Consider the following 25,331-nt stretch of genomic DNA (forward strand, 5'->3'; position numbering starts at 1 on the left):
CATAGCGGCCTATGCTCCCGGGGATTCACTCGTTTGCCGCCTTGATGCACCCTGAATGATTTTGTGCATATTTTTGTCGTTATGCGCCCCGTTGCAGCAGCATCGACTTGATATGGCCGATGGCTTTGGTCGGGTTGAGCCCTTTCGGACACACGCTCACACAGTTCATGATGCTGTGACAGCGGAATACGCTGAAAGCATCGTTCAGATTATCCAGACGGGCATCCGTTTCGGTATCACGGCTGTCAATCAGGAAACGGTACGCCGCCAGCAGGCCAGCCGGACCGACGAACTTGTCGGGGTTCCACCAGAACGACGGGCACGAAGTTGAACAACAGGCACAAAGTATACACTCGTACAGGCCATCCAGTTTTTCACGCTGCTCAGGGGCCTGTAAATGCTCCCTGGACGGTGGATTTTTCCCATTATTCAACAGGTAAGGCTTAATCTTCTCATACTGAGCATAGAATTGCCCCATGTCCACCACCAAATCGCGGATCACCGGCAGGCCGGGCAGCGGGCGGATAACAATTTTCTGCTTGCCGTTCCCCAGCGCGGACACCGGGGTAATGCAGGCGAGGCCATTTTTACCATTCATGTTGATGCCGTCTGAGCCACAGACGCCTTCACGGCAGGAGCGACGGAAGGCCAGCGTCGGATCCTGCTCTTTCAGACGCATCAGCGCGTCCAGCAGCATCATGTCACGGCCGTCTTCCGACTCCAGCGTATAATCCTGCATGCGCGGCGCATCATCGACATCCGGGTTGTAGCGATAGATGGAAAATTCGAGTTTCATGTCTCTCTCCGCAAACTAGTAGGTACGCGCTTTCGGCGGGAAGGCCGCACGCAGTTTCGGTTGCATGTTCACTTCACGGCGCGTCATGCTGTCGTTTTGCGGCAGATACAGGGTATGGCATAACCAGTTCGCATCGTCACGCTCAGGGTAATCGAAGCGGCTGTGCGCGCCACGGCTTTCGGTGCGGAAGTTGGCCGACAGCGCGGTGGCATAAGCCGTTTCCATCAGGTTATCCAGCTCCAGGCACTCCACACGCTGGGTGTTGAAGTCACTGGAACGATCGTCCAGGCGGGCGTTGTGCAGACGTTCACGCAGCACTTTCAGCTCCTCCAGCCCTTTCGCCATCGCATCACCTTCACGGAACACCGAGAAGTTGTTCTGCATGCAGGACTGCAGCGCTTTACGCAGCTCGGCCGGGTCTTCACCGGTGGTGTTGTTGTCCCAGCGGTTGTAGCGCGCCATCGCAGCGTTAACTTCATCTTCGGTGGCGTCACGCAGGGTTCCCTGCTCGGCGATCGATTCCGCCAGATGCAGGCCTGCCGCGCGGCCAAATACCACCAGGTCCAGCAGCGAGTTGCCGCCAAGACGGTTAGCACCGTGCACCGAAACGCAGGCGATCTCACCGACCGCAAACAGGCCCGGGATCAGCACGTCTTCACCCTGCTCGTTGACCGTCAGTGCCTGGCCGCTGACGCGGGTAGGAATACCGCCCATCATATAGTGGCAGGTTGGGATCACCGGAATCGGCTCTTTGACAGGGTCGACGTGGGCAAAGGTGCGCGACAGTTCAAGGATGCCCGGCAGGCGAGCTTCCAGCACATCCTTACCGAGGTGGTCCAGTTTCAGCTTGGCGTGCGGGCCCCACGGGCCATCGCAGCCGCGGCCTTCGCGGATTTCGATCATGATGGAACGCGCGACCACGTCACGACCGGCGAGATCTTTGGCATTCGGTGCGTAACGCTCCATAAAGCGCTCGCCGTGTTTGTTCAGCAGGTAACCGCCTTCCCCACGGCAGCCTTCGGTCACCAGCACGCCCGCGCCGGCGATGCCGGTCGGGTGGAACTGCCACATTTCCATATCCTGCAACGGCACGCCGGCGCGCAGCGCCATGCCGACGCCGTCACCGGTACAGATATGGGCGTTGGTGGTGGACTGGTAGATGCGTCCGGCACCGCCGGTGGCCAGCACCGTTGCCTTGGCCTTGAAGTAAACCACTTCACCGTCTTCGATATTCATCGCGGTGCAACCGACCACCGCACCGTCAGCATTCTTCACCAGATCCAGCGCATACCATTCAGAGAAGATAGTGGTGTGGTTTTTCAGGTTTTGCTGGTAGAGGGTGTGCAGCAGGGCGTGACCGGTACGGTCTGCCGCCGCCGCGGTGCGTGCCGCCTGCTCGCCGCCGAAGTTTTTCGACTGGCCACCAAACGGGCGCTGATAGATACGGCCATCGTCCAGGCGGGAGAACGGCAGGCCCATATGTTCCAGTTCCAGAATCGCTTCCGGACCGGTTTTACACATATATTCAATCGCGTCCTGGTCACCGATATAGTCGGAGCCTTTAACGGTGTCGTACATGTGCCATTCCCAGTCATCTTCATGGGTGTTACCCAGCGCAACGGTGATACCGCCCTGCGCAGACACGGTATGGGAACGGGTTGGAAATACTTTAGACAGCAGGGCACAGCTCTGGCCCGACTGGGAGATCTGTAAGGCGGCGCGCATACCTGCACCACCCGCGCCGATCACCACGGCATCAAATTCTCTTACTGGCAACTTCATTACGCACCCCACACGACAACAGTTCCGTAAATTGCATAGACGAACAGCGCGACCACAATCACCAGCTGCAGCACCATACGCAGCGCCAGCGGTTTAATGTAGTCGGTCAGTACCTGCCACATGCCAATCCAGCCATGAACCAGAATGCACAACAGCGTCAGCAACGTGAAAACTTTGGTTACCGGGGAGGCAAAGAAGCCATGCCAGATGTCATAAGTCAGTGGCCCTGACATGATCAGGAAGCCGAGGATATAAAGCACATAAAGGGTCATTACCATGGCGGCAGCTCGCAGCAGCAGCCAGTCATGGATTCCGTTGCGACCCAGTGCAGAAGCGTTACTTACCATACGAGGACTCCTGCAAGAACAGACAGCACGACAGTGATAGCGAAAGCAATATGCGCGGAACGTTTACCCGCCTCTAAGGTTTCTTCCAGGTAGCCGAAATCCATCAGCATGTGGCGAATACCGACCACAATGTGATAAGCGAGCGCAGTGAGAATGCCCCACATAATGAATTTGGCGAAGAAGCTGGTCATCACGGCGGATGCCTGATCGAAACCTTCGGGAGAAGAGAGCGAGAGACCCAGTAACCAGAGCAATATCCCGATCGACACAAAGGTGATCACCCCGGATACGCGGTGGAGAATGGACGCTATTGCAGTTACGGGAAACCGGATCGTAGAGAGATCCAAGTTGACAGGTCTTTGTTTTTTCACGGTTTTGCCCACACAGCCTTTCTTATTTTGCTTCCTCCGGTCCTGAAGGGGGGCTCAGACAGCGTCACACGTGAAACTTTGCGCAGGCACTAAAACTACAAACGTCCAGTGTCAGATAATAGCGCGCATGAAACGCTGGGTGGCTCCTACAGCAGGGTTTTCCGGAGACCTGGCCGCAGTATAGGGGGATCACATTCTTATTACAATTCCCCTACAAACACTTTGGGGAATTTAAAGTGGAACAGTGATCACCCTCACGGATTTTACATTCTACACAAATTTAATTATCTGATTTGACAATACTTAAACAACTTTGTTACAAACGATGCCTCAAAAGGACTATGATGCACAAAAGTTATGGGGATACACTTTCCCCTAAGCACAAGTTATGTAACATTGATGATGATTATCTATAAAGTATCGGGTTTTGGTTATGATGTAGGATATGGCCAAACCGGGTCTTAAACCATGATACGCATCAGGAATGTGCCACCCAGGCCAACGCGCCCGTCACTCTGTACCCTGCACATTATAAGATGCCACAGAGTTGATATCCTTATAGCGCCTGGCAATAAGGCTGGGAGGTTGTGGTTTTCCCGGTGGTAAATGATCCCTGTATAAGGCGCTAAGGAGACTATAAATGGCTGATAAAAAAGCGACGCTAACCCTCGACGGCGAAGCCCCTATTGAGCTGAACGTACTGAAAGGTACGCTGGGCCCGGAAGAGATCGACGTACGAGCTCTGGGCTCTAAAGGGTATTTCACTTTTGACCCTGGCTTCACCTCTACCGCGTCGTGCGAATCCAAAATCACCTTTATCGACGGTGATGAAGGCATTCTGCTGCACCGTGGTTTCCCGATCGACCAGCTGGCCCTGCACTCCAACTATCTGGAAGTATGCTACATCCTGCTGAACGGTGAAGCTCCTACCCCGGAACAGTTCAACGAATTCAAAGTCACCGTGACCCGCCACACCATGTTGCATGAGCAGATCCACCATCTGTTCCGCGGCTTCCGCCGTGACTCGCACCCGATGGCGGTGATGTGCGGCGTGACCGGCGCACTGGCGGCGTTCTATCACGATGCGATGGACGTAAACATTGAGCGTCACCGCGAAATCGCCGCGTTCCGCCTGCTGTCGAAAATGCCGACCATGGCAGCGATGTGTTACAAATATTCAATCGGCCAGCCGTTTGCTTATCCGCGTAACGATCTCTCCTATGCCGGCAACTTCCTGCATATGATGTTCTCCACACCGTGCGAAGACTACGTGGTGAACCCGGTGCTGGAACGTGCGATGGACCGGATCTTAATCCTGCACGCCGATCACGAGCAGAACGCGTCGACCTCCACCGTGCGTACCGCCGGTTCATCCGGTGCTAACCCGTTTGCCTGCATCGCGGCCGGTATCGCGTCACTGTGGGGGCCTGCACACGGCGGTGCCAACGAAGCCTGCCTGCGTATGCTGGAAGAGATCAGCACCGTTGAGCACATTCCTGAGTTCCTGCGCCGCGCCAAAGACAAAAACGATTCGTTCCGTCTGATGGGCTTCGGTCACCGCGTTTACAAAAACTACGACCCGCGTGCCACCGTAATGCGTGAGACCTGCCATGAAGTGCTCAACGAGCTGGGCATGAAAGATGACCTGCTGGAAGTGGCGATGGAGCTGGAACACATTGCGCTTAATGACCCGTACTTCATCGAGCGTAAGCTGTATCCAAACGTCGACTTCTACTCCGGCATCATCCTTAAGGCGATGGGCATCCCGTCATCCATGTTTACGGTGATCTTCGCCATGGCGCGTACCGTTGGCTGGATCGCCCACTGGAAAGAGATGCATGACGAAGGCGTCAAGATCGCCCGTCCGCGTCAGCTCTACACCGGTTACGAACAGCGTGATTTTACCTCACAGCTGAAGAAGTAATCGCAGAGCGGGGCCTCCCCCGCTCTGGCTGAGCAACGTCAACGAAATGGCCGGAGATCCTCCGGCCATTTTTTTATGGCTGACAAACAGGGCAACGGTAGAACGGCCGCGATGCCAGCGTGCTTTTCTCAATCATGATGCCACAGCGCGGGCAGGGCTTACCGGCCCGGTGAAATACGTTAAAGCGGAACAGCGCGCCGTGATGGTGCCGCTCGTCGGCCTGCCCGCGCGTGTGGTAAGAGAGCCTGGGTATCGCCAGCAGCGCGTGGCACAGGTCCGTCAGCTGCGCATCGTTCAGCGTTTGTGCCTTATGCTGCGGCGCCAGCCTCGCCTGCCAGAGGATCTCGGCGCGCAGATAGTTTCCCAGCCCGGCAAGAAACGCCTGATCCAACAACAGTCCGCTGAACTGCCGCCCGCGAAAGCGTTTGGACAGCAGCCGCTCGCGCACCTGCGCCTCGGTCAGCGTCATATCCAGCACGTCCGGCCCCACCCGCTGCAGAAACGGATGGCTGGCCAGCCCGTCGGCGTTCAGCAGCTGGATATCCGAGGCGCTGTAGAGCAGCAGCGTTTTGTCCGCCGTCGCCAGCCGCACCCGCAGCTGGCGTTGAGTCTGCGGTTCACTACCGGTAGCGACTACCCGCCAGACGCCGTACAACTGGTTATGGCTGTAGAGCGTCAGGCCGTTAGAGAAGTGGGTGAGCAGCGCTTTGCCACGGGTTTCCAGCGCGGTCACCCGCTCGCCGATCAGCGCCTGTTGATAGGTCTGCAGCGCGGGAAAGGCGAACCAGACGTCGGTCAGCTCTTTGCCGCGCACCGCTTTTTCCAGCTGGTCCGCCGCGCGGCGGATCTCCGGTCCTTCAGGCATCGTCCTGCCTCCGTAAGTTAATCTGCTGCGCTGACGCGGATCTGCTGCTGACGGAATGCCCCACGCAGCCGGTGGGCAAACTCAAGCGCATGCGCCCCGTCGCCGTGCAGGCAAACCGTCTCTGCCCGCACGTTAACCCACTCGCCGCTGAGAGACTGTACCCGCCCCTGCTGCACCATGCTCAGCGTCTGCGTAATCGCCTGGGCATCACTCTCCACCAGCGCCCCCGGCTGGCCGCGCGGCACCAGCGTGCCGTCTGCCCGATAGCCACGATCGGCAAACACCTCCTGACGCGTTACCAGGCCGTGGCGCTGGCCGGCGCGGATCAGTTCGCTGTTGGCCAGCCCCACCAGCATCAGCGCCGGATCGACCGCCCGCACCGCGAGGGCAATGGCGTCAGCCAGCGCGGCATCGCCCGCCGCCTGGTTGTAGAGCATGCCGTGCGGCTTCACGTGAACCAGCCGCCCGCCTTCGCTGCGGACGATTGTTTGCAGCGCCCCGACCTGATAGAGCAGCTGGGCATACACCGTCTCCGGCGGCAGCTGCATAGCACTGCGGCCAAAGTTCTCACGATCGGGGAACGAAGGATGTGCGCCAATCGCGACTCCCGCCGCCAGCGCCAGCCGCACCGACTGCAGCATGGTGCCGGCATCACCGGCGTGAAAGCCGCAGGCAATATTGGCCGATGAGACCAGCTGCAGCAGCTCAGCGTCGCTTCCCGCCCCTTCACCGAGATCCGCGTTAAGATCAATCTTCATGGTTCAGCCCCCAGATCATGCGTTGCAGCGCGCGCTGCTGTTCAGCTCTGGCCCGCTGCGCCTCTTCCAGCGTACAGTGCACAAAGTGCAGCGGTTCCCCCAGCCGCAGCTGGGCCAGATGGTAAAGATCGGCTTCGATCACGCAGGCGATACGCGGGTAACCACCGGTGGTTTGCGCATCGCCCAGCAGCACGATCGGTTGCCCGGCCGGCGGCACCTGCACCACGCCGGGAACCAGCCCGTGGGAGAGCAGATCGCGGCTATTCTCCCGCTCCAGGCGGTTCCCCTGCAGCCGGTAACCCATGCGGTTGCTTTGCGGATCGAGCCGCCAGGCGGAGCGCCAGAACGCATGCTGACTCTCCTCGCTGAACTCCTGATACTCCGGTCCGGGCAGCGCCCGCACCCGGTTGCCCCACAGCAGCTGACGCACGCCGACCGGGCGTTTGAAGCGCCGCGCAGGCTGCAGCGGCAGACGGTCACCGTCGGCCAGCCTGCGCCCGGAAAAACCGCCGAAACCGGCCTGCAGATCGGTGCCGGAAGAGCCCAGCACCGGCTCCAGCGCAAAGCCGCCGTCAACGGCCAGATAGCTGCGCATGCCGCGGCTGGGCAGACCCAGCGTCAGCCGCTGGCCCTTTCTGACCGCGGTGCGCCAGCCGGTCCACACCTCACGCCCGTCAAGCCGCGCATGGCACCCTGCCCCGGTTAAGGCAAACCAGCCGTCGCGACCAAACTCAACGCAGAACTGGCCCAGGGTGATTTCCACCACCGCGCTGTCGGGCGCGTTGCCCACCAGCAGATTGGCGGTGTGCATCGCTGGCCGATCCAGCGCCCCACCGAGGCTGATGCCGTACTGTCGCCAGCCGGGACGGCCGGCATCCTGCAGCGAGCTGCTCAGACCGGCGCGGATCAGGGTTAACATACGCCCTCCTTTTGCGGTACAAAACGCAGCCGATCGCCCGGGCGCAGCAGCACCGGCGGCTGGCGATCGGGCAGAAACAGCGCGGTAGCGGTGTGGCCAATCAGCTGCCAGCCGCCAGGGGATTCAAGGGGATAGATGCCGGTCTGGCTGCCGCCGATGGCGACCGACCCGGCGGGCACCCGCACCCTTGGGGTGTCGCGGCGTGGGGTGTGCAGGCGCGGGTCCAGCCCGGCCAGGTAGGGAAACCCCGGCTGGAAGCCGATAAAGCACACTACGTACTCAGCGGCGGCATGCATCTCCACCACCTGGCGAGCGTTCAGGCCGTGATGGCGCGCCACGTGCTGCAGATCGGCTCCGCCGCTGCCGCCGTAAATCACCGGGATGTCGACGCGGCGGAATTCCGCCTCCTGCGACCCGCTCTGCTGCCACGCCTGCTGCAGCCACGCCAGCACTTCCGCGGCGTTATGCGGCGCTTCGCGCAGGATCACGCTAAGGTTATTCATGCCCGGCACCACGTCCAGCACCTGCGGGAGCGGCTGCAGCTGCTGCGCCAGGCTCCAGACCCGCTGCTGCGCGGTGAGTGAAAACGGCGGCTCCAGCTCCAGCACCGCCGTACGTTCTCCTAACAGATAATATCGCGCGTGTTGCACAGGCAACCTCCGCAAAAAAGGTTTTTCAGGCAGTGAGCGAGCGTGGCGAAGACTTCGCGCTGGTGTCGATCTGCCGGGCAGGATCGAGGGACGCCCGGCAGACAAAGCGAACCGGGAACCGATCAGACCGGGTTATCAATATCTATAAAGGTCACGTCCAGCCCGTGCTGCCCGGCCAGCCACTCACCGAGTGCCTGAATGCCGCAGCGTTCGGTGGCGTGGTGTCCGGCGGCAAAGAAGTGGATGCCCTGCTCGCGGGCGCTGTGGATGGTCTGCTCAGAAGCTTCACCGCTGATAAAGGCATCAACACCAAAGGCGGCCGCCGCATCGATAAAGCCCTGACCGCCGCCGCTGCACCAGGCCACGCGTCTGATCAGCGCCGGTGCATTATCGCCGCAGTGCAGCGGCGTTCTGCCCAGCACCTCAGCGATGCGCTGCCCGAGCTGTTCGCCGCTCAGCGGTGTGGTCAGCTCGCCCCAGGGTAACAGCAGCTTCACTTCTCCCTTCACCTCAATGCCAAACATCTTTGCCAGCAGCGCGTTATTGCCAAGCTGCGGATGCGCATCCAGCGGCAGGTGCCAGCCAAACATATTGATGTCGTTAGCCAGCAGGGTTTTCAGCCGGCGGCGCTTCATGCCCTTGATCACCGACGGCTCGTTTTTCCAGAAATAACCGTGGTGCACCAGCACCGCATCGGCCTGCAGCCGCACCGCTTCATCGAGCAGCGCCTGGCAGGCGGTCACGCCGGTCACCACCTTTTTAATCTCACCGCGCCCTTCCACCTGCAGGCCGTTCGGGCCGTAGTCGTCAAAAGCGGAAGCGTTCAGGAACTGGTTTACCAGCGTTTCGAGTTCAGTATTCAGCATAATCAATCCATCTGTTTGCGTGCGGCCTCAAAGGCGTCCAGCGTCTGCTGGCGTGCCTGTTTATGTTCCACGATCGGCGCAGGATAATCGAGTTTTTGCTGATTTTTCTTTGCCCACTCGTGAGGCTGATGGATATATTTTTCCGGCACCCGGCTCAGCTCCGGCACCCAGCGGCGGATAAACTCACCGCTAAGGTCAAAGCGTTCGCCCTGGGTGGTCGGGTTAAAGATGCGGAAATAGGGGGCCGAGTCGGTCCCGGTGGACGCCGCCCACTGCCAGCCGCCGTTGTTGGCCGCGAGGTCGCCATCGATCAGCTGCGAGATAAAGTAGCGCTCACCCTGGCGCCAGTCGATCAGCAGGTCTTTGACCAGGAAACTGGCGGTGATCATCCGCAGCCGGTTGTGCATCCAGCCCAGCGCATTAAGCTGACGCATGGCGGCGTCAACGATCGGGTAGCCTGTTTTTCCCTGCTGCCAGGCCTGCAGCAGTGCGGCATCCTCGCGCCAGCGCACGTTGCGCGTCCATTTAATGAACGGCTGATGACGGCATAGCGCCGGGAAGGCCACCATCAGGTGGCGGTAAAACTCGCGCCAGATCAGCTCATTCAGCCAGACAAACACCCGGGTATCGTCCAGCCCGTGCGGATGCTGCTTCAGCAGACGATGCAGACACTGACGCGGCGACAGCACCCCCGTCGCCAGGCACGCGGACAGGCGGCTGGTGCCGTCCAGCGCCGGCAGATCGCGTTTATCCGGGTACTCGGTGACCGGCTGCTGGCAGAACTCCCGCAGCCGGGCAATCGCCGCTTTCTCCCCCACCGGGAACAATCGATCGTCGAACGCCTCACGCGGGTAATCAAACGGCTGCAGCGCATCAGGCGTGGACAGCGGTCCATCCGGGCGCACGGCGGGCGCGGGCACGCACTCCGGCAGGCCCTCTTTCAGGCGTTTAACGAAGGCTTTGCTGAACGGGGTAAACACCTTATACATCTCGCGGCTGCCGGTCAGCACGCTGCCCGGCGGCAGCAGCAGGCTGTCGTCAAAGCCCTGCACCATCACTTCGTCGTCAAACAGCGTGCGTTCGACGGCGGCATCGCGCTGACGCTCATTTACCTCGTACTGATAGTTATAGAACAGGCGGTCCACACGGTGTTCGCGGCAGAAATCCTGCAGTAGCGTCACGGAAGCGTCGAAATCGTCGCACTGCTGCAGAAACAGCGGGATGCCCTTCTCCGCCAGCGATTGCTGCAAGGACTGCAGGTTCTGCCAGATGTATTCCGCCTGTTTCGGGGCCATATCATGGGACTGCCACTGGCCAGGCGTGGCGATAAACAGCGCCAGCACCCGCGCGCCCTCTGAGCGGCAGGCAGCATAAAGGGCAGAGTTGTCGTGAATGCGCAGGTCGTTACGCAGCCAGACCAGATGGGTCAGCATAAAACATCCTTAATTTAGTGTCCGTAGCGCAGGCACAGCTGGTCAGGGTAAGGCGCGAAGTAGCGCTGTTCGGTCAGCCACGGGTGCGGATACTCATTCATGTAGTGTTTAAGCAGGGTAATCGGCGCCAGCAGCGGCTGCACCCCGCGGCGGTAACAGTCGATCAGCCCGGCCAGCTCCTGACGCTGGGATGACTTCAGCTGGCGGCGGAAGTAGCCCTGAACGTGCATCAGCACGTTGGTATGGTTGCTGCGCGTGGCTTCGGTTTTCAGCAGATCCATCAGCCGCTGACGATAGGCCACGGCAAAGGCGTCCAGCGAGTCCCACTGGCCCATCGCCGCCACAAACGGCCCAATTTCCCGGTACAGCGGCTGCGAATGCGCCAGCAACAGCAGTTTGTAGCGGGTATGGAACGCCATCAGCCCGGCGCGGGTCAGACCGCTCTGCCACAGCTGATTAAATTCATGTAACGCATAGACGCGCGTCACGAAATTCTCGCGCAGCAACGGATCGTGCAGGCGGCCGTCCTCCTCCACCGGCAGCCACGGCATCTGCGCCATCAGTTCGCGGGTGAAGATGCCGGTACCGGCTTTACGGTTGTTGTTGTTATCAGGCTGATAGACGCGCACCCGCTCCATGCCGCAGCTGGGGGATTTTGCGCAGACGATATAGCCGCAGAGGTGCTGCAGCTGGCTGACTTTCTCAGCTGAAAAATGCTGCATCTGCTGCGTCACCGGCGCAGCCTGGCCGTTGCTGAAGCTTAGCGCCGTTTCGCCGCCCGGCTCCTCGGTCAGGCGCAACGCCGGGCGAGGGGTGGGCAGGCCGATAGCCATCTCCGGGCACACTGGTTCAAAGCGCAGAAAGGGTGCCAGCTGCTCGGTGGCAAATTCGTTGCGCTTGTGGCCGCCATCAAAACGGACTTTTTCACCCAGCAGGCAGGCGCTGATGCCAACAGGAATTTTTTCGCTCATAGTTATACAACCTCAAAATTCTTGTACAGATTTAAGTGTAGCGCAGAATTGCCGTGCGCTCACCTGTTTCTTACCGCCTCACCGGACTACGGGTAAAAAAAATCCCGCCGGCGGCGGGATCGGTATGACAGGAAACGGCAGGCTTAATAGAAATCGATGCCTGCCGCTTCTGCCTGGCTCAGCCAGACCGGCTGATCGCTGGTCTTCAGCCAGAAACGGTGCAGATAGCTGTAGAAACGCGCGCGGTCGGAGCGGAACAGCATCACCGGCAGCGCCAGCACGCCAATAAGCAGTGCGGCGCAGCGACGTACACAGACCCGCGTTGATGAATAGTGATGATAGTGACTCATACGTCCTCCGTTAAGGGAATTTAAGATTGATGGTTATCTGAGCAAAAGTGTATCGCGTCTGGTGTAATTTTACTACTGATCCGACCACTTTAACGTGTAAAGAACGGAATTTAACCGTTGTGGCCGTAATTTTGTTACACCAAGGTTAAATTTAAGTTTCGCATTTTCGACTCAAGACTGCCCCCCGCTGCAGCAACGGTCAGGTTCAGTGGTAACGCTGCTGTGCCGCGGTGCCTTTTGGTGAAAGCGGGCGTTAGATCGCGCCGATGGATTTTCAGGCGTGCAGACCTCATCTGCTGGCGACTACTGCCTGGCAACACAGACGCCATCCGCTCTTTTTGCTAGATTAAGCGCAATACGGGCGGTATATATCGCCTTTCAGCCTGTCGTGAGGTGCTGTGACCACTATCCTGATCGTCGAAGATGAAAAAGAGATCCGCCGCTTTTTACGCAAAGCGCTGGAGGGAGAAGGCTTCCACGTGGTGGATGCCGACACGCTGAGCCGCGGGCTGATTGAGGCCGCCACCCGTAAACCGGCGCTGGCGATCCTCGACCTGGGACTGCCGGACGGCGACGGCGGGGAATTTATTCGTGAGGTCCGCCAGTGGAGCAGCCTGCCGGTGATCGTGCTCTCCGCCCGCAGCGATGAGCAGGATAAGATCGCCGCGCTGGATGCCGGTGCCGATGATTTCCTGACCAAACCCTTCAGCGTCGGTGAACTGCTGGCCCGGGTGCGGGTGGCGCTGCGCCACCGCCCGGCAGGAGAAAACAGCGTAACGCCGGTGGTGACCTTCGCCGATATCACGGTGGATATTGCCGCACGCCGCGTGACCCGCGCCGGCAGCGAACTGCACCTGACCCCGATTGAGTTTCGTCTGCTGGTCAGCCTGCTGAACCATCCCGGCAAGGTGATGACCCAGCGCCAGCTGCTGGTGCAGGTCTGGGGACCAAACGCCGTTGAGCACAGCCACTACCTGCGCATCTATATGGGCCACCTGCGGCAAAAGCTGGAGCAGGATCCGGCGCGCCCCGCGCATCTGCTGACCGAAACCGGCGTTGGCTACCGGTTCCTGCCCTGATTCTGGCAAAAAAAAGGCAGCTCATCGCTGAGCTGCCTGTTCAGAGTGCCGACGATCAGGCGTTTTTCAGCACCGCACTGACGATCTCAACCGCTTCTTTCTCGATCTGCTCACGATGCTCAGCGCCGAGGAAACTTTCGCAGTAGATCTTATAGGCGTCTTCGGTACCGGACGGACGCGCGGCAAACCAGCCGTTTTCCGTCATCACCTTCAGACCACCGATCGAGGCACCGTTGCCCGGCGCGGCGGTCAGGCGGGCGGTGATCGGATCACCGGCCAGCGTCGCGGCGCTGACCATTTCCGGCGAGAGCTTAGACAGCGCGGCTTTCTGCGCGGACGTTGCCGGTGCCTGGATACGGTTATAGCTTGGTGCGCCGAAGCGGGCCGCCAGCTCATCGTAGTGCTGCTGTGGATTCTTACCGGTTACCGCAGTGATCTCTGCAGCCAGCAGGCACATGATGATGCCGTCTTTATCGGTGGACCACGGTGTGCCGTCGAAGCGCAGGAACGAGGCCCCCGCGCTCTCTTCACCGCCGAAACCGAAGCTGCCGTCGAACAGGCCATCAACAAACCATTTAAAGCCCACCGGCACTTCCACCAGCTTACGGCCAATGTCCGCCACCACCCGGTCAATCATCGCGCTGGAGACCAGCGTTTTGCCAACCGCTACCTCTTTGCCCCACTGCGGGCGATGCTGGAACAGGTACTGAATCGCTACCGCCAGGTAGTGGTTCGGGTTCATCAGGCCGGCCGGGGTCACAATGCCGTGACGGTCGTAATCCGGATCGTTGGCGAAGGCCAGATCGAACTTATCACGCAGCGCCAGCAGGCCGGCCATCGCCGACTCGGACGAGCAGTCCATGCGGATAATGCCGTCATGATCGAGGTGCATAAAGCGGAAAGTCTGGTCGACGGCATCGTTAACGATGGTCAGATCCAGATTGTAATGCTCCGCAATGCGCTGCCAGTAAGCGATACCGGAACCGCCAAGCGGGTCGACGCCGATCTTCAGGCCGGCCTTCTGAATCGCCGCGATATCAACGATCTGTGCCAGACCTTCAACGTACGGTTGGATCAGATCTTTCTCCTGCAGATGGCCGCTGGCCCACGCCTGATCGAGGCTGATGCGGCGCACCTCTTTCAGTCCGGCTTTGATCAGCGCGTTAGCCCTGTCTTCAACCACTTTGGTGACGTTGGTATCGGCCGGACCGCCGTTTGGCGGGTTGTACTTGATGCCGCCATCTTCCGGTGGGTTGTGCGACGGGGTAATTACAATGCCGTCGGCCTGCGCGGTCGCCGTTTTATTGTGTTCGAGAATCGCATTGGAGATGGCGGGCGTAGGCGTATAGCCGTTATCCAGCTGCACTATTACATCCACGCCGTTGGCCGTCAGCACTTCCAGTACCGAGATCAGCGCCGGTTCAGACAGCGCATGGGTATCTTTCCCCACATAGCACGGCCCCGTGATGCCATTTTTTTTACGCTCTTCGGCAATCGCCTGGGCAATCGCCAGGATATGCGTCTCGTTAAAGCTGTGACGCCCCGCGCTGCCGCGGTGGCCGGAAGTACCAAACTTCACCGCGTGCTCTGCATTGCCTGCTTCAGGCTGCAGCACATAATACTGTGAGGTTAATTGTGCAACGTTTATCAAATCGCTCTGCCGGGCGGGTTGTCCGGCACGGGGGTGTCTGGCCATTGGCGCTTCTCCCTGACGCTTCAGTTAGAGGGTTCCGCAAACTTTGTCGGTCAGTTCCGCAGGGAACTGCATGGACTGCATGATGTGTTCCACCATGCTGCGTTTGCGCTCGGTATTGGTATTGGTGATCACCCAGTACGGCGTGCCGGGAATGTGCTGCGGCTTGGTATGGGTGCCGTTCTGAACCAGGGTTTGCTGATTGCCGGCGAAATAGACGCGCGTGCGGCCGTGCAGCGACTCCGTTGCTGCGCCGAATGCCTGAGCATCCAGACCGTATAACGTCGACAGAATCAGCATAAAACGGTTTACCGCTTTCTTCTGCTCGGCGTACTCATCGGACAGCAGCAGTTCACGCACCGCGCGCACGCGATCCTGTGGCCGTGCCTCAGCGACAGCGACAGCAGGCTGAGTAGCGACGGCTGAAATCCGTGCCGGGGCAGCCGCCGCGGGGGCGCTCTGACCGGCGGTAAACTTCAGCATGCGGCGTAAAATGTCCGATGCGCTTTCACCAATATGCTGAGTGTGGCTGGCGATATAGCGGTACAGCTCTTCGTCGACTTCGATCGTTTTCATCTTTATCCAGTACGGTAATGGCTTGTATCAGAACACAATCAATGTAGCGGCTATTGCCAGCGCGGTGGCGGGAATGCCCATTTTTTGCCGTTCTAACATCAGGATTATAAAGTTAAATTCTGCCAGGGTGTAGCCACAACGCCACTTCGCGGTAAAACTCAGACTTTACCGCAAAAAATGCTCTTTGCAGTCTGTGCCGCACGCGACAGAAATTGTGGGATCCATGATACCCTAAGCCTTCCGTCCACCTGTAAGAACTTTGCCATGAATTTGAATGTCCGCCTGCAATCTGAACAATCCGCCAGCGGTGACTGCCCGCTGGTGCTGATCCACGGCCTGTTTGGCAGCCTGGATAATCTCGGGATCCTGGCACGTGAGCTGAAGAGCCACCGCCAGATCGTTCAGTTTGACGTACGCAACCACGGCCTGTCGCCGCGCGCCAGCGAGATGGACTATCGGCAGATGGCGCAGGATGTTCTCGATTCACTGGACGATCTGGGCATCGACCGTTTCAGCGCCATTGGCCACTCGATGGGCGGAAAAATCACCATGGCGCTGACCGCACTGGCACCTGAGCGGGTCGCAGAAATTGTGGTGATCGATATCGCGCCGGTGGCTTACCCGACCCGCCACCACGACGAGATCATTGCCGCGCTAAAGGCGGTGACTGCCGCTGGCATCACCTCGCGCACGGAAGCGGCTACCCTGATGCGGGAACGGCTGGCGGAAGAGGGCGTGATTCAGTTCCTGCTAAAATCGTTTCACAACGGTGAGTGGCGTTTTAACGTGCCGGCGATCGAAGCCTGCTACGGGCAAATTATCGGCTGGCAGCCGCAGCCAGCGTGGCCCCACCCGGCACTGTTTATTCGCGGTGAGCTGTCGCCGTATATCCGTGATGACTACCGGGGAGCCATCCTGGCGCAGTTCCCGCAGGCGCGGGCACACGTGGTGGCCGGGGCCGGTCACTGGGTGCATGCCGAGAAGCCTGATGCGGTTTTACGCACAATTCGTCGTTTTTTTGCGCTGTAAAAACAAATGCTTCAGCCGGGTTGTTAAATCATTGTCGTCATGAGTTTGCGTGGGGTATGATGGCGCGCAAAAATTTTGCCGCTGATGGTTTTTCAGGCGGCATGACGGCCCAATTCATCAGAACCCAGCCTTTTCAGTAATCACCGACCTATGGCAAAAGAAAACACGGACCGCACCACGATCGATCTGTTTGCAGACGAACGTCGCCCGGGACGACCGAAAACCAATCCGCTTACGCGTGATGAGCAACTGCGGATCAACAAACGCAACCAGCTCAAGCGCGACAAGGTTCGCGGACTTAAGCGCGTTGAGTTGAAAATGAACAGCGAGGCGGTTGACGCGCTGAATCAGCTGGCGGAAGCGCGCAATATGAGCCGCAGCGAGCTGATTGAAGAGATGCTGCTGGCTCAGTTACAGCACCTGCCATCCTGAGCCGCTGGCCGCAGTGCTACGCACAAAGCGACAAAACCAGCGGCATTTCGCATTTATCCGTTGAGTGCAGTCTGCTATTATTAGCGCTATATGCAAACCATTTTGCAGTCACCATACCATTAAGATTCAAGAGGTTATCAAACTCATGGCAATCGTAGGCATTTTCTTTGGCAGCGATACGGGCAATACGGAAAACATTGCAAAGATGATCCAGAAGCAACTGGGTAAAGACGTTGCAGAGGTTCGTGATATTGCCAAAAGCAGCAAAGAAGACCTGGAAGCCTTCGATATTCTGCTGCTGGGCATTCCGACCTGGTATTATGGTGAAGCCCAGTGTGACTGGGACGACTTCTTCCCGACGCTGGAAGAGGTTGATTTCAATGGTAAACTGGTTGCCCTGTTTGGCTGTGGCGATCAGGAAGACTACTCAGAGTACTTCTGTGACGCGATGGGTACCCTGCGCGACATTATCGAGCCAAACGGCGCGGTGCTGGTAGGCTTCTGGCCAACCGAAGGCTACCATTTTGAAGCCTCTAAAGGTCTCGCCGATGATAACCACTTCCTCGGCCTCGCCATTGATGAAGATCGCCAGCCTGAGCTGACCAACGATCGCGTTGAGAAGTGGGTAAAACAAATTTTTGATGAACTTCAGTTAAAAGAGATCATCGAAGCTTAAGCCAGTCGGCCGGAGTGAGGGCTGCCTCACACCCGGCCAGTGGTTTTTCCTATAGAAGTAATCGATAGATATTTGAAATTTTAACCACCAAAACTGTACAATAACCCCATCGGTTACCTGCTTTCTCCTCCCCCTGCCGCCTTGCTGTGACGATTGTCGCAATCAGCGCCTCAGGCAGAGGAAGGCCGAAATGTTAACGAATTAATTTTGGGTTCGGGCTACACCGGATGTCATGGTACAATCCCTTACATCCGGTAGTGGCTTACTTCCCCCTGACGGTTTTCATTTTAAAGTATCAGTTCTATACTGGGACGCATCTAACTTTAGCGTCAACCGATGTTCAGGGCTTTCAGCCTCTAAGTGACCAGCTAAGTAACAGGACAATATCCGCATGACTGACAACAACACCGCATTAAAGAAGGCCGGCCTGAAAGTCACGCTTCCACGACTGAAAATTCTGGAAGTGCTTCAGGAACCTGAGGGCCATCACGTCAGTGCGGAAGACTTGTATAAGCGCCTGATTGATATGGGCGAAGAGATTGGTCTGGCGACCGTATATCGCGTACTTAACCAGTTCGACGATGCGGGCATCGTGACCCGTCATAATTTCGAGGGCGGTAAATCTGTCTTCGAACTGACCCAGCAGCAGCATCATGACCACCTGATCTGCCTGGACTGCGGCAAAGTAATTGAGTTTAGTGATGAATCGATTGAAACCCGTCAGCGTGATATCGCCACGCGTCACGGTATCAAACTGAGCAACCATAGCCTGTACCTGTACGGCCATTGCGCTCTCGGCGACTGCCGCGAAGACGAAACTCTGCACGACAAGTAATCCCCCCTGTTGTAAAACCGGTGGCCTGCCACCGGTTCTCTTCCCTACTGCACATCTCCGATTACAGACTCTCAACCCGGCTGAACCGTTTTCCGCTGACGCTACGGATCTGCACGCTGCCGCTCACCGCCGGCGGATGCTGCGGCTGCCACAGCTGCCAGCTATTCCCGTTGCCGACACCCTGATGAAACATCACCACCGGTAATGCACCGTGGAGCTGCCGCCGATCGGCGCTGCTCAATGCCGCCAGATGCATCATCCCCGCAGATGAACGGGGTGTTAGCCGCTCCACACCGGCAGCCAGTTGCCGTAGGAGAGCAGCGAGACCACCACGTTAAGCGCGCCGAAGGCCAGCACCAGCGCAAGCGGAATGGCTCCGCCCCTTACCCGCCAGGCAGGCGTGGCAAAGCGCTGCCGCGCCTTCCAGGCCAGCAGGGCCGGAGTGATGACCGCCCAGATGGTGGCGGCCAGACCGGCGTAGCCGATCGCCACCAGGAAGCCGTCCGGCCACAGCATCGCCGCCGCCAGCGGCAGGCTGAAGGTCAGCAGTGCGGTTTTCAGCCGCCCGCCGTGCGTGCCATCGATGTTAAACCGATCGGCCAGGTAGTCAAAAAAGCCGAGGCTGACGCCGAGAAACGAACTGGCGACCGCGAAGTTGGAGAAGATATTCAGCAGCAGGTTGAGGTAAGGACTGTGCAGCACGCCGGACAGCGCCGCGACCAGCACATCAATATTGCCGCCCTGCGCGGCTATCGCACGGAAATCCTGGCGGGGAATGTTCCCCATGGTGCCGAGGATCCAGATAAAGTAGATCGCCAGCGCCAGCAGCGTGCCGTAAATCAGGCAGCGGCCGACGCGCTGAGCATGGTGGCCGTAGTAGCGGTTCAGCCCGGCAATGTTGCCATGATAGCCAAACGAGGCGAGGCAAAACGGCACCACCATCCACAGGTAAGGCAGATAGTGGCCGCCTTCAGCCGCGCTATCCAGCAGCGTGGCGGGCTGTACGTGCCACAGCAGGCCGCCAAAAATGGTCAGGAAAGTGACAAGCTTAGCCCCGAGAACAATCAGCGTCATGCGGCTGACCACGCCGGTGCCGAGCCAGATAAACAGCGCCACCAGCAGGGTAAACAGCAGCCCGGCGCTGCGCGCGGAGAGCGGGATATCCAGCAGCCCCAGCGTGCGCTGGATAATCGCTCCGCTGGCAGAGATATAGGCGTAGGTAAGAATGCCCAGCACGAAGGCCACCGACAGGCCGTTAATCTGGTTCCAGCCCCTGCCGAGTAAATCGCGGGTGATGGTGTCAAAGCTGGCCCCGGCCGGATAGTGCTGGCTGGCCTCCAGAAACAGCAGCCCGGAGAGCAGCATACACAACCAGCTCACCAGCAGCAGCGCGGTCGACCAGCTAAACCAGGCACCGGCCATCACCACCGGCAGTGAGAACATCCCGGCACCGATAATGGTGCCGCTAATGATCAGCGTGCCCCACAGCGTGGCGGGCAGCGGCGTGGCAGAAACGGGTGAAACCATAATAACTCCCTGATAAACAATCCGCGCCGTTGAAAGGCCTGACAACATCTGGCGCAACGACGCTAAAGCGGCACAGTCTACAGAGTTAAATACTCACGAACTAGTACACTAACCCACTAAGCTGCAAATGGCAGAGCTTCCGATCGGAAACTCTTATTTACAGAAACGTAAAGAGACAGACGGACGTACCACTGCGGCGGAGAGCAGGTGGAAAATCGAGGTGGCAGGTGGCAGGTGGCAGGTGGCAGGTGGCAGGTGGCAGACAGTCAGACAGTCAGACAGTCAGACAGTCAGACAGTCAGACAGTCAGACAGTCAGACAGTCAGACAGTCAGGCTATTCTGACGGCTGCGATCGCTAAGCAAAAAAAAGGAGCGATTGCTCGCTCCTTTTATCATTACCGCGTAAAAGCGACGTTATTCGCCGCTTTTCGCCCAGGTATCACGCAGGCCAACGGTGCGGTTAAACACCAACTGGCTGGCGCTGGAGTAAACGCTGTCGGCGCAGAAGTAGCCTTCACGCTCGAACTGATATGGCGCGGATGCCTCTGCCTGCTGCAGCCCCGGTTCGACAAAGCCGTTACGGATAATCAGCGAGTCCGGATTGATAGTGGTCAGGAAGTCGTCGGCGGCGGCCGGGTTAGGCACGCTGAACAGGCGATCGTACAGACGGAATTCTGCCGGCAGCGCATGCACCGCAGACACCCAGTGGATCACACCTTTAACCTTACGGCCATCGGCAGGATCTTTGCTCAGAGTATCCACATCACAGGTACAGAACAGGCAGGTGATATTGCCGTCTTCGTCTTTCGCCACGCGCTCCGCACGGATCACGTAGGCGTTGCGCAGACGCACCTCTTTCCCCAGCACCAGACGCTTGTACTGCTTATTCGCCTCTTCGCGGAAGTCGGCGCGGTCGATCCAGATCTCGCGGCTGAACGGCACGTCACGCGTGCCCATCTCCGGCTTGTTAGGATGATTTGGCATGACGATAGTTTCATCGTGATGCGCAGGCAGGTTCTCAATGACCACCTTAACCGGATCCAGCACCGCCATCGCGCGCGGAGCGTTTTCGTTCAGGTCGTCGCGGATGCAGGACTCCAGCGCGGCCATCTCGACGATATTGTCCTGTTTGGTCACGCCGATGCGGCGGCAGAACTCGCGGATCGACTCGGCGCTGTAGCCGCGGCGGCGCAGGCCGGAAACGGTCAGCATACGCGGGTCATCCCAGCCTTCCACCACCTTCTCGCTCACCAGCAGGCTCAGCTTGCGCTTGGACATGATGGCGTATTCGAGGTTCAGGCGTGAGAATTCGTACTGACGCGGATGCACCGGAATGGTGATGTTGTCCAGCACCCAGTCATACAGGCGGCGGTTGTCCTGGAACTCCAGCGTACAGAGCGAGTGGGTAATGCCCTCCAGCGCATCGGAGATGCAGTGGGTGAAGTCGTACATCGGGTAGATGCACCAGGCGTTGCCCGTCTGGTGATGTTCGGCAAACTTGATGCGGTACAGCACCGGGTCGCGCAGCACGATAAAGCTGGAGGCCATATCGATTTTGGCTCGCAGGCAGGCGGTACCTTCGGCGAAACCACCGCTGCGCATCTTCGCAAACAGCGCCAGGTTCTCTTCCACGCTGCGATCGCGGTACGGGCTGTTTTTACCCGGTGCGGTCAGGCTGCCACGGTATTCGCGGATCTGCTCAGGCGTGAGCTCATCCACGTAGGCGAGGCCTTTATTAATCAGTTCAACGGCGTAGTTATGCAGCTGTTCAAAATAGTCAGATGAGTAACGCACCTCACCGCTCCACGCAAAGCCCAGCCATTGCACGTCACGTTTGATCGACTCAACAAACTCCAGATCTTCTTTCACCGGGTTGGTATCGTCGAAACGCAGGTTGCACTGCCCCTGGTAATCTTGCGCGATACCAAAATTCAGGCAGATCGACTTGGCGTGACCGATGTGCAGGTAGCCGTTTGGCTCAGGCGGAAAGCGGGTCTGCACGCTGTGGTGCTTACCTGTCGCCAGATCTTCGTCGATGATCTGACGAATAAAGTTAGTTGGGCGGGCTTCAGCCTCACTCATCTCAATTTCCTCAGTTAATGCTTAGCATAAATCCACTATGAATTAACGGAGTATGATCCACAAAGCGAGCGGCTGAAACAACCGTTAGTTGCGGGAAACGGATAAAAAAGGGGCGCAGCGGCGTAAAGCGGGTAAAAATGAGGCGTAGCGGTGTATAAGGCCTGCAGACCGGCGGATTGCCGGGCTAAAAACGCAGATAAAAAAGGGCGGGATCGCTCCCGCCCTGCGCACTGATAATCGTTATGGTTAGCCGCGAATCTCGAGGATACGGGTCTCGCCTGCCACCACGCTGTCACCGGCCAGCAGCGTTACCGCACTGTACTCTTCACTATTGCTGACCACCACCGGGCTTACCATCGAGCGGGCGTTGGCCTCGAGCCAGACCAGGTCCATCTCCAATACCGGCTGACCGGCCGTCACCACGCTGCCCTCTTCCGCCAGGCGGGTGAAGCCTTTGCCTTCCAGCGCCACGGTATCCAGCCCCATGTGCACGACGATTTCGGCTCCGTTTTCGGTTTCCAGGCAGAAAGCGTGGTTGGTGTTGAAGATTTTGACCAGCGTGCCGTTAGCTGGTGCGACTACGGTGCTGCTGGTCGGTTTGATCGCCAGACCTTCGCCCACCGCTTTGCTGGCAAAGGCTTCGTCCGGCACCTGCTCGATAGCCACCACGCTACCGCTGACCGGGGCCACCAGCGTGGCGATAACGCCTTTGGCCGGGTTCGGCACCGCCTGCAGCGGAGCCGCCGGGGCGACAGGGGCTGTTGTCGCTGACGCTGCGCTGGCCGCCGCGATCGGGCCCTTAGCGATCAGTTTTTTCATCCCTTCGGCAAGCGATTCGGCTTTCGCGCCGACGATCACCTGAATGGTCTGTTTGTTCAGTTTCACAATCCCTGAAGCGCCCAGACGCTTACAGGCCGCATCATCCACGCGGGCTGAATCTTTCACCGACAGGCGCAGGCGGGTAATACATGCATCAATCACGTTCAGGTTATCGGAACCGCCGACCGCCACAATGTACTGACGGGAAAGCTGATCCAGCCCCTCTTCGGTATTGCTGTTGGCTTCAGGAGCAACAATGTCTGTCTGATCTTCACGACCCGGCGTTTTCAGGTTAAACAGGCGGATGACCGCGCTGAACAGCACGAAGTAAACCACAAAAGCGATCGCGCCCATCACCAGCAGCACCCAGACGTTGTGGCTGGCCGCAGGCAGTTTGTACATCAGCACATAGTCAATGGCGCCTGCGGAGAAAGAGAAGCCGGCATGCACGCCCAGCAGCGTCGCCACAAACAGGCTGATCCCGGTTAACAGCGCGTGAATCAGATAGAGCACCGGAGCCAGGAACATAAACAGGAATTCCAGCGGTTCAGTAACACCGGTCAGGAACGCGGTCACCGCCACGGAGATCAGCATGCCGCCGACCATCGGACGGCGCGCTTTCGGCGCGGCCAGGTACATGGCCAGCGCCGCACCCGGCAGACCAAACATCATGATCGGGAAGAAGCCCGCCATAAACATCCCCGCCGTGCCATCACCGGCGTAGAAGCGGTTGATGTCGCCGTGGAACACGGTGCCGGCGGCGTTGGTGAACTCACCGATCTGGAACCAGGCAATGGTGTTCAGCACCTGATGCAGGCCGGTTGGGATCAGCAGACGGTTAACGAAACCGAAGATACCGGCGCCCAGCGCGCCTTCCGCCACGATCCACTCACCACCGGCGTGAATGGCGTTCTGCACCGGAGGCCAGACGTAACCAAACACCGCAGAGAGCACCAGACAGAAGAAACCGGTGGCAATCGGTACAAAGCGCTTGCCGCCGAAGAAGCTCAGGAAGTCAGGCAGCTTGATATCCGACCAGCGGTTGTAGGTCATACCGGCGATCAGACCGGTGATGATCCCCGCCAGCACGCCCATGTTGATTGCCGGGTTAATGGTTACCATCGCCTTGGTCAGAATAAAGTAGCCCACCGCACCGGCGAGTGCCGCGGCACCGGCGTTGTCTTTCGACCAGGTCGACGCCACCCCGATTGCGAAGATCAGCGCGAGGTTATCAAAAATCGCCCCGCCCGCCTGGGCAATAAACGCCATGTTAAGCAAGTCGGGCTGACCGAAGCGCAGCATCAGCGCCGCGACCGGCAGTACGGCTATTGGCAGCTGCAATGAGCGCCCTAAGCGTTGAAAGAACCCTAAAATATTCACCCTGCTACCCCCTTGATGAGCCGTTCAGGCGTCAGATGTACCGTTTTTATTGGCTATTCGTCGTCATTATGACATCAAACACCGTATGACGAAGTGTAAAAAAAAATTAATTCGCTCCGCAAATTATATGCACTATATTGTGACTAAAATCACCAAAAATAATCATAAACAGCGCTTTTATCTGGTCAGTGAAGCCAACTTATTTTATGATTAAAAAAATCTAAACGTGAAAATGCCTCTTTTACCGGCCGCTCTCCCAGGCAGCGCGGGCTTAGGCTAAGCTGGACAAAGCTTCGTTTACCCTGTTTTCAATTACGCTTATTACGAGGTTCCTCATGAGACTGATTCCCCTGGCAACGTCATCACAGACCGGTAAGTGGGCGGCGCGCCATATCGTTAGCCGGATCAACGCCTTCAACCCGACCGCCGACCGCCCGTTTGTTCTGGGCCTGCCGACCGGCGGTACTCCGCTGGAAGCCTACAAGCACCTGATTGAGATGCACAAAGCGGGCCAGGTTAGTTTTAAACATGTGGTAACCTTCAACATGGACGAATACGTCGGCCTGCCGAAGGAACACCCGGAGAGTTACCACAGCTTTATGTACCGGAACTTTTTCGATCATGTTGATATTTCAACTGAAAACATCAACCTCCTCAATGGCAATGCCGCGGATATTGACGCAGAATGCCGCCAGTATGAGGAGAAAATCCGCGCTTACGGTAAAATCAACCTGTTTATGGGCGGCGTCGGCAACGACGGACATATCGCCTTCAACGAACCGGCCTCTTCACTGGCTTCACGCACGCGCATCAAAACGCTGACCCAGGATACGCGTATCGCCAACTCACGCTTCTTCAGCGGCGATGTCGATCAGGTGCCGAAATATGCGCTGACCGTTGGCGTCGGTACGTTGCTGGATGCGGAAGAGGTGATGATTCTGGTGACCGGCCATGTGAAGGCGCAGGCGCTGCAGGCCGCCGTTGAGGGTAACGTCAACCATATGTGGACCATCAGCTGCCTGCAGCTGCATCCTAAGGCCGTGGTGGTGTGTGATGAACCCGCCACCATGGAATTAAAAGTCAAAACGGTTAAATATTTCCGCGAAATGGAAGCGGCCAATATTACCGACCTGTGAGAATCAGGGCGTAACGCCCGCTCACAGCGCGGAC

The 25,331-nt window shown here is 58.4% G+C and carries 25 protein-coding genes; 7 read left to right on the plus strand and 18 right to left on the minus strand.

All coding sequences use genetic code 11. From position 1 onward, the window contains the following. Positions 1–79 precede the first annotated feature (79 nt). From GKQ23_RS17385 to sdhC, 4 genes are read right to left on the minus strand one after another with little or no spacing between them, the layout of a single operon-like run. Entirely contained in the window at positions 80–796 is a 717-nt protein-coding gene (locus GKQ23_RS17385) for a succinate dehydrogenase iron-sulfur subunit (RefSeq protein WP_056239872.1), read from the minus strand. A gap of 15 nt (positions 797–811) precedes the next feature. Further along, complete coding sequence (gene sdhA / locus GKQ23_RS17390) at positions 812–2,578, minus strand: succinate dehydrogenase flavoprotein subunit (RefSeq protein ID WP_056239875.1); 1,767 nt, start codon at positions 2,576–2,578, stop codon at positions 812–814. Beyond that, on the minus strand, positions 2,578–2,925 hold the full coding sequence (sdhD, locus tag GKQ23_RS17395) for a succinate dehydrogenase membrane anchor subunit (protein WP_056239877.1): 348 nt from the start codon (positions 2,923–2,925) through the stop codon (positions 2,578–2,580). Before sdhD ends, sdhA begins: the two co-directional genes overlap by 1 nt. Further along, entirely contained in the window at positions 2,919–3,308 is a 390-nt protein-coding gene (gene sdhC, locus GKQ23_RS17400; protein ID WP_056239882.1) for a succinate dehydrogenase cytochrome b556 subunit, read from the minus strand. The genes sdhD and sdhC overlap by 7 nt, the downstream gene beginning before the upstream one ends. Positions 3,309–3,936: 628 nt before the next feature. Between sdhC and GKQ23_RS17405 the strand changes: the two genes are divergently transcribed. After that, the gene (locus tag GKQ23_RS17405) at positions 3,937–5,220 is read left to right on the plus strand and encodes a citrate synthase (protein WP_056239885.1); all 1,284 of its coding nucleotides are present in this window, start codon (positions 3,937–3,939) and stop codon (positions 5,218–5,220) included. 73 nt (positions 5,221–5,293) lie between these two features. Here GKQ23_RS17405 and nei read toward each other — a convergent pair whose 3' ends face one another. From nei to GKQ23_RS17445, 8 genes are all read right to left on the minus strand, one after another. Continuing rightward, positions 5,294–6,085, minus strand: a complete 792-nt coding sequence (gene nei / locus GKQ23_RS17410) for an endonuclease VIII (protein WP_212409000.1) — start codon at positions 6,083–6,085, stop codon at positions 5,294–5,296. A 17-nt stretch (positions 6,086–6,102) separates the two neighbouring features. Further along, positions 6,103–6,843 (minus strand): 5-oxoprolinase subunit PxpA, encoded by a 741-nt coding sequence (gene pxpA, locus GKQ23_RS17415; RefSeq protein WP_212409001.1) that lies wholly within the window; start codon positions 6,841–6,843, stop codon positions 6,103–6,105. Further along, positions 6,833–7,762, minus strand: a complete 930-nt coding sequence (gene pxpC, locus GKQ23_RS17420; RefSeq protein WP_212409002.1) for a 5-oxoprolinase subunit PxpC — start codon at positions 7,760–7,762, stop codon at positions 6,833–6,835. The genes pxpA and pxpC overlap by 11 nt, the downstream gene beginning before the upstream one ends. Then, positions 7,756–8,412: a 5-oxoprolinase subunit PxpB gene (pxpB, locus tag GKQ23_RS17425; RefSeq protein ID WP_056239897.1), complete on the minus strand. Its 657-nt coding sequence runs from the start codon at positions 8,410–8,412 to the stop codon at positions 7,756–7,758. The genes pxpC and pxpB overlap by 7 nt, the downstream gene beginning before the upstream one ends. A 122-nt stretch (positions 8,413–8,534) precedes the next feature. Further along, the gene (locus GKQ23_RS17430; protein WP_212409003.1) at positions 8,535–9,278 is read right to left on the minus strand and encodes a type 2 GTP cyclohydrolase I; all 744 of its coding nucleotides are present in this window, start codon (positions 9,276–9,278) and stop codon (positions 8,535–8,537) included. 2 nt (positions 9,279–9,280) lie between these two features. Further along, on the minus strand, positions 9,281–10,711 hold the full coding sequence (gene phrB / locus GKQ23_RS17435) for a deoxyribodipyrimidine photo-lyase (protein ID WP_212409004.1): 1,431 nt from the start codon (positions 10,709–10,711) through the stop codon (positions 9,281–9,283). A 14-nt stretch (positions 10,712–10,725) separates the two neighbouring features. Next, entirely contained in the window at positions 10,726–11,682 is a 957-nt protein-coding gene (locus tag GKQ23_RS17440; RefSeq protein ID WP_212409005.1) for a 2-thiouracil desulfurase family protein, read from the minus strand. A 143-nt stretch (positions 11,683–11,825) separates the two neighbouring features. Further along, on the minus strand, positions 11,826–12,032 hold the full coding sequence (locus GKQ23_RS17445; protein WP_056239910.1) for a YbfA family protein: 207 nt from the start codon (positions 12,030–12,032) through the stop codon (positions 11,826–11,828). A 398-nt stretch (positions 12,033–12,430) separates the two neighbouring features. Here GKQ23_RS17445 and kdpE point away from each other — a divergent pair, with 398 nt between their 5' ends. After that, the gene (gene kdpE / locus GKQ23_RS17450; RefSeq protein ID WP_212409006.1) at positions 12,431–13,111 is read left to right on the plus strand and encodes a two-component system response regulator KdpE; all 681 of its coding nucleotides are present in this window, start codon (positions 12,431–12,433) and stop codon (positions 13,109–13,111) included. Positions 13,112–13,166: 55 nt separating this feature from the next. Here the strand turns inward: kdpE and pgm are convergent, their stop codons facing one another. Both pgm and seqA read right to left on the minus strand, forming a co-directional pair. Continuing rightward, the gene (pgm, locus tag GKQ23_RS17455) at positions 13,167–14,807 is read right to left on the minus strand and encodes a phosphoglucomutase (alpha-D-glucose-1,6-bisphosphate-dependent) (protein ID WP_212409007.1); all 1,641 of its coding nucleotides are present in this window, start codon (positions 14,805–14,807) and stop codon (positions 13,167–13,169) included. A gap of 24 nt (positions 14,808–14,831) precedes the next feature. Continuing rightward, positions 14,832–15,380, minus strand: a complete 549-nt coding sequence (seqA, locus tag GKQ23_RS17460; protein ID WP_212409008.1) for a replication initiation negative regulator SeqA — start codon at positions 15,378–15,380, stop codon at positions 14,832–14,834. Positions 15,381–15,644: 264 nt separating this feature from the next. Between seqA and ybfF the strand changes: the two genes are divergently transcribed. From ybfF to fur, 4 genes are all read left to right on the plus strand, one after another. Continuing rightward, positions 15,645–16,409, plus strand: coding sequence for an esterase (gene ybfF, locus GKQ23_RS17465; protein WP_212409009.1), 765 nt, complete (start codon positions 15,645–15,647; stop codon positions 16,407–16,409). Positions 16,410–16,559: 150 nt separating this feature from the next. Further along, positions 16,560–16,841 carry a LexA regulated protein gene (gene ybfE / locus GKQ23_RS17470; protein WP_056239927.1) on the plus strand — a complete coding sequence of 94 codons (282 nt, stop codon included), beginning with the start codon at positions 16,560–16,562 and terminating at the stop codon, positions 16,839–16,841. Positions 16,842–16,986: 145 nt separating this feature from the next. Next, the gene (gene fldA, locus GKQ23_RS17475; protein WP_056239928.1) at positions 16,987–17,517 is read left to right on the plus strand and encodes a flavodoxin FldA; all 531 of its coding nucleotides are present in this window, start codon (positions 16,987–16,989) and stop codon (positions 17,515–17,517) included. 391 nt (positions 17,518–17,908) lie between these two features. After that, the gene (gene fur / locus GKQ23_RS17480) at positions 17,909–18,352 is read left to right on the plus strand and encodes a ferric iron uptake transcriptional regulator (RefSeq protein WP_056239931.1); all 444 of its coding nucleotides are present in this window, start codon (positions 17,909–17,911) and stop codon (positions 18,350–18,352) included. Between the two features lie 61 nt (positions 18,353–18,413). Here fur and GKQ23_RS17485 read toward each other — a convergent pair whose 3' ends face one another. From GKQ23_RS17485 to nagE, 4 genes are all read right to left on the minus strand, one after another. After that, positions 18,414–18,611, minus strand: a complete 198-nt coding sequence (locus GKQ23_RS17485) for a hypothetical protein (RefSeq protein ID WP_212411974.1) — start codon at positions 18,609–18,611, stop codon at positions 18,414–18,416. Between the two features lie 20 nt (positions 18,612–18,631). Further along, positions 18,632–19,879, minus strand: a complete 1,248-nt coding sequence (gene mtr / locus GKQ23_RS17490; protein WP_212409010.1) for a tryptophan permease — start codon at positions 19,877–19,879, stop codon at positions 18,632–18,634. A gap of 415 nt (positions 19,880–20,294) precedes the next feature. Next, positions 20,295–21,962: a glutamine--tRNA ligase gene (gene glnS, locus GKQ23_RS17495; protein ID WP_212409011.1), complete on the minus strand. Its 1,668-nt coding sequence runs from the start codon at positions 21,960–21,962 to the stop codon at positions 20,295–20,297. A gap of 246 nt (positions 21,963–22,208) precedes the next feature. Continuing rightward, complete coding sequence (nagE, locus tag GKQ23_RS17500) at positions 22,209–24,161, minus strand: PTS N-acetyl glucosamine transporter subunit IIABC (RefSeq protein WP_212409012.1); 1,953 nt, start codon at positions 24,159–24,161, stop codon at positions 22,209–22,211. A gap of 335 nt (positions 24,162–24,496) precedes the next feature. On the opposite strand from nagE, the gene nagB reads away from it, so the two are divergent. Continuing rightward, entirely contained in the window at positions 24,497–25,297 is an 801-nt protein-coding gene (gene nagB / locus GKQ23_RS17505) for a glucosamine-6-phosphate deaminase (RefSeq protein ID WP_212409013.1), read from the plus strand. The last annotated feature ends 34 nt before the right edge of the window (positions 25,298–25,331 follow it).

It is taken from the genome of Erwinia sp. E602, from assembly GCF_018141005.1.
In the GTDB taxonomy this organism is placed as follows: domain Bacteria; phylum Pseudomonadota; class Gammaproteobacteria; order Enterobacterales; family Enterobacteriaceae; genus Erwinia.